This window comes from Inquilinus limosus MP06, assembly GCF_000767795.1.
Taxonomy (GTDB): Bacteria; Pseudomonadota; Alphaproteobacteria; order DSM-16000; family Inquilinaceae; genus Inquilinus; species Inquilinus limosus_E.
This window is the reverse complement of sequence record NZ_JANX01000529.1, coordinates 1-4,436: the sequence shown is the minus strand read 5'-3', so window position 1 is coordinate 4,436 and position 4,436 is coordinate 1. Positions and strand designations below refer to the sequence as shown.

At 72.1% G+C, this 4,436-nt stretch carries 3 protein-coding genes; all 3 read right to left on the bottom strand.

Annotated features, from left to right (window positions below; genetic code table 11):
* The coding region (locus tag P409_RS27635) for a hydantoinase B/oxoprolinase family protein (RefSeq protein WP_034845969.1) at nucleotides 1-1,596 on the bottom strand (1,596 nt) is incomplete at its 3' end.
* The gene (locus tag P409_RS27630; RefSeq protein ID WP_034845967.1) at nucleotides 1,593-3,644 is read right to left on the bottom strand and encodes a hydantoinase/oxoprolinase family protein; all 2,052 of its coding nucleotides are present in this window, start codon (nucleotides 3,642-3,644) and stop codon (nucleotides 1,593-1,595) included. The genes P409_RS27630 and P409_RS27635, both read right to left, overlap by 4 nt.
* A 48-nt stretch (nucleotides 3,645-3,692) precedes the next feature.
* The coding region (locus P409_RS27625; RefSeq protein ID WP_034845965.1) for an NAD(P)/FAD-dependent oxidoreductase at nucleotides 3,693-4,436 on the bottom strand (744 nt) is incomplete at its 5' end.

The following is a 4,436-nucleotide window of genomic DNA, read 5'->3' as shown; positions in this document are numbered from 1 at the left end:
GTCGCGGCGCACCGCCTCGCCCGCCCGCCCGGCCGGCGGGCCGTAGCCGCCCGCGCCCGGCGTCACGATCTCGATCACGTCGCCGCGCTTGAGGTCGCCATTGCCATGGTCGAACGGGACGACGCCGGGGCCGAAGACGAAGCCGCCGCGGCCGCCCTCCAGGCCACCCTCCAGCCCCCAGGGGGCGGAGCGCAGCCGCGAGCCGTCGATATGCACCCGGCAGTCGGCCTCGGCCCGATAGACCCGGCGCAGCCCCATGCCGCCGCGCTGCGTGCCCGGGCCGCCGGAGCCGTCGACCAGCTCGTAGCGCAGCAGGGTCAGCGGATATTCCAGCTCCAGCGCCTCGGCCGGCAGGTTGGAGGTGTTGGTCATGTGGACATGCACGCCGTCCAGCCCGTCCTTCCCCGCCCGGGCGCCGCTGCCGCCGCCGATGGTTTCGAGATAGACCCACAGGCCGCCGGTCTTCGGGTCGCGCCCCATGAAGGTGGCCGACGCGCAGGAGCCGTTGCCGGCCGCGGTCAGCCGCTCGGGCACCGCCTGGGCCAGGGCGCCGTGGATCAGGTCGGCGATGCGCTGGCAGGTCGCCACCCGTCCGTTGACCGCCGCCGGATGGACGCAGTTCAGCACCGTGCCCTCGGGCGCCGTCACCGTCAGCGGCCGCGCCAGCCCGGCATTGGGCAGGATGGTCGGGTCGACCACCGTCTTCACCGCGTAATAGACCGTCGACAGCAGCGCCGTGTAGACGACGTTGAGGCCGCCGCGCACCTGCGGCGGGCTGTCGAAATGCAGCCGCATCTCCTCGCCGGCCACGGTGATCTCGACCGAGAAATCGAGCTCGCCGTCCAGCTCCGGATTGTCGAAGCGATCGGCGAAGCGGTAGGTGCCGTCCGGGATCGCGGCGATGCCGGCGCGCATCTTGCGCTCGGCATAGTCCTGCAGCGCGGCGCCGGCCGCGAGCACCACGTCGATCCCATATTTGCCGCAGAGCGCGGTCATCCGCTGCACGCCGAGACGGTTGGCTGCCATCTGCGCCCGCAGGTCGGACAGCCGCTCGCGCGGGACCTGGCAGTTCAGCAGCACCAGCTCCTGCACATCGGCCTGCAGCTCGCCGGCGCGATAGAGGCGGATCGGCGGGATCCGGATGCCTTCCTGGTAGATATGGGCGTGGCCGCGATCGGCGAAGTCGGCGTGATGGGCGGTGTTGACCGCCCAGGCCACCATCCGCCCGTCGACGAAGATCGGCTCCGCCAGCACGATGTCGGGCAGATGGGTGCCGCCGCCCTCATAGGCGTCGTTGCCGATGAACACGTCGCCCGGCCGCATCCGGTCGGGCGGGTGGCGCTTCATGATGTGCGGGATGATGCCGATGAAGCTGCCGAGATGCATCGGGATGTGCTCGGCCTGGCACAGCGTGTTGCCGGCGAGGTCGAACAGCGCGGTGGAGCAGTCGCGCCGCTCCTTGATATTGGTCGAGTAGCTGGCCCGGACCAGCGCCTCCCCCATCTCCTCCGCGATCGAGGCGAAGGCGCTGCCGATGACCTCGACCGTGATCGGGTCGAGCGCGGCCTCGCTGCGCTGCGGGACGGCGACGCTCATCGGACCTCCAGGACCAGGTTGAGGTAGGGTTCGACATGGGCCGTCATGCCGGGGAGGATGACGGTGGTGCTGTCCATCTGCTCGACCACGGCCGGGCCGGCGATGCGATTGCCGGGCTTGAGCCGGGCGCGGTCATAGACCGGGCAAGTGACCCAGCCCCCCGCCTCCGGCACCCAGACCTCGCGCGACCCGGTGACGGCGTGGCCCGCCTCCGGCCCGGCATCGGGCTGCGGCTGGAAGCTCGCCTTGGTGACGACGCCCGCGGCCTCGACCCGGAAGGTGACCAGCTGCACCGGCTCGCCGGCGGCGACGAAGCCGTATTGCCGCTCATGCGCCCGGGCGAAGCCGGCGGCCAGCGCCTCCAGCGTCGCCGGCCCGACCGGCCCGTCCGGCAGCGCCACCGGCAGCTCGTAGTTCTGGCCGGCATAGCGCATGTCGACGGTGCGGGTGACGCGCCGGGCGCCCCGCGGCACCTCCTCCTGCACGAACCACTCCTCGGCCCGGGCCAGGAGGCCGTCGAAGGCGGTCTCGATGGCGGGCAGCGCCGCCGCCTCCAGCGTGGTCAGCCGGGTGGCGGCGAAATCGGCCCGCAGGTCGGTCAGCAGCAGCCCCATGGCGCAGAGGATGCCCGGGGTCTGCGGCACCAGGATCCGGCTGATGTCCAGCTCGTTGGCCAGGCGGGCGGCGTGCAGCGGGCCGGCGCCGCCGAAGGCCATCAGCGTGTAGTCGCGCGGGTCGTGGCCGCGCTGCACGCTGATGACGCGGATCGCCTTGGCCATGTTGGCGGTGACCACGGTCAGGATGCCCTGCGCCGTCTCCATCGGCCCGAGGCCCAGACGCTGCGCCAGCCGGCCGATCGCGGCCTCCGCCAGGTCGCGGCGCACCGCCATGCGGCCGCCCAGCAGCGACACCGGGTTCAGCGTCTGCAGCACGACATTGGCGTCGGTCACCGTGGGCTCGTCATTGCCGTGGCCGTAGCAGACCGGCCCGGGAAAGGCCCCGGCGCTGCGCGGCCCGACCTTGAGCAGCCCGCCGCTGTCGACATACGCGATCGAGCCCCCGCCCGCCCCGACCGTGTGGATGTCGAGCATCGGCGCCTTGATCGGATGGCCATGCACCACCGCCTCGCCCGCCAGCCGGCACTGGCCGCCGGCCAGCAGCGCGACATCGGTGCTGGTGCCGCCCATGTCGAAGGTGATCAGGTCGGGGAAGCCGGCGACCGCCCCGATCGCCTGGGCCGCAACCACGCCGGTGCTGGGGCCTGACAGGACGGTGCGGACCGGCAGCCGCGCCGCCGTGTCGAAGCTGATGACGCCGCCGTTCGACTGGGTCAGCCGCGGCGCGGCCTTGACCCCGATCTCGGCCAGCCGCTGGCCAAGCCGCTCGATATAGCCGCGCATCACCGGGCCGAGATAGGCGTTGACCACGGTGGTCGAGACCCGCTCGTATTCCCGGAACTCCGGCGCCACGTCGTGCGAGGCGCAGGCGAAGGCCTCCGGGAACTCCTCGGCCAGGATGCGCAGCGCCGCCTCCTCGTGCTCGCTGCGGACGAAGCCGTAGAGGAAGCTGACCGCCACCGCCTCGACACCGGCCGCGCGCAGTTCGCGCACCGCCCGGCGCAGCGCGTCCTCGTCGACCGGGATCTCCACCGAGCCGTCATGGCGGATGCGCTCCGGGATGTCGATGCGCAGGTCGCGGCTGACCAGCGTCTCCGGCTTGTCGGCCTGCAGGTCGTAGAGGTCCGGGCGCTTCTGGCGGCCGATCTCCAGCAGGTCGCGGAAGCCGTCGGTGGTCAGGAGGCCGGTGCGCACGCCGCGATGCTGGATCAGGGCATTGGTGCCGACCGTGGTGCCATGGCCGAAATAGCCGATCTCGCCCGGCTCGGCGCCGACCCGGGCCGCCCCCTCCTCCACCCCCTGGACAATGCCGCGGGACGGGTCGTCCGGGGTCGAGGAGACCTTCCAGACGTCGAGCCGCCCGCTCTCATCGTCGAACAGGCAGACGTCGGTGAACGTCCCGCCGGAATCCACGCCAATGCGCCAAGCCATGCGAGGTGACCTCACGAAACCGAAAAACGAAGGATCATCGCGCGCCTCCTAGGCCGCGGCCTTGAGCGGGCCTTTGGCGAAGCGCGCGTAGCGGAAGGGGGTCGGGTCGACGACCGGCGTGTCGCCGGCCACCAGGTCGGCCATCAGCCGGCCGGCGCCCGGCCCGATGCCGAAGCCATGGCCGGAAAAGCCGCTGGCGATGAAGAAGCCGGGCACGGAATCGACCGCGGAGATCACCGGCACCGCGTCGGGCGTGACGTCGACCAGCCCGGCCCAGCGCTGCTGCACCACCATATTCGCAAAGGCCGGGAAAGCCTTGACCAGGTTGGCGCGGCCCTCGTCGAGGATGCCGTCATCCGGCACCGGGTCCAGCACCCGCACCTGCTCGAACGGGGTCGCCTGGTCCAGGGCCCAGCGGCGCGGCAGGCGCCATTCCTCGATGAAGCGGCGGCCGATGCGCAGCCGCAGCTCGTGCCGTTGCTTGCGCAGCGCCGGCAGGAAATCGAAGAGTAGCCGGAAGCTGTCCGGCACGATCGGCGCCAGGTTGGCGTTGCGCTGGGCGATGGTGTAGCCGCCGTCGAGCCGCTTGCGGAAGGCGAAGTTGGAGGCGCCGACCGCCTCCTCCGGCCCGCCCTCCAGCGGCGCGGTGCGCATGACGCAGCCGAGGATCTTCAGCTGCGGGAAGGCCAGGTTCATGTTGCCGCAGAACAGCCGCGACCAGGCGCCGCCGGCCAGCACCACCGCATCGCAGGCGATCGGCCCCTTCTCCGTCACCACGCCGGCGATCCGGCC

Bases quoted from the DNA above. Each gene is read 5' to 3' on its own strand.
- P409_RS27630 (WP_034845967.1), bottom strand. From the start codon at position 3,644: ATGGCTTGGCGCATTGGCGTGGATTCCGGCGGGACGTTCACCGACGTC.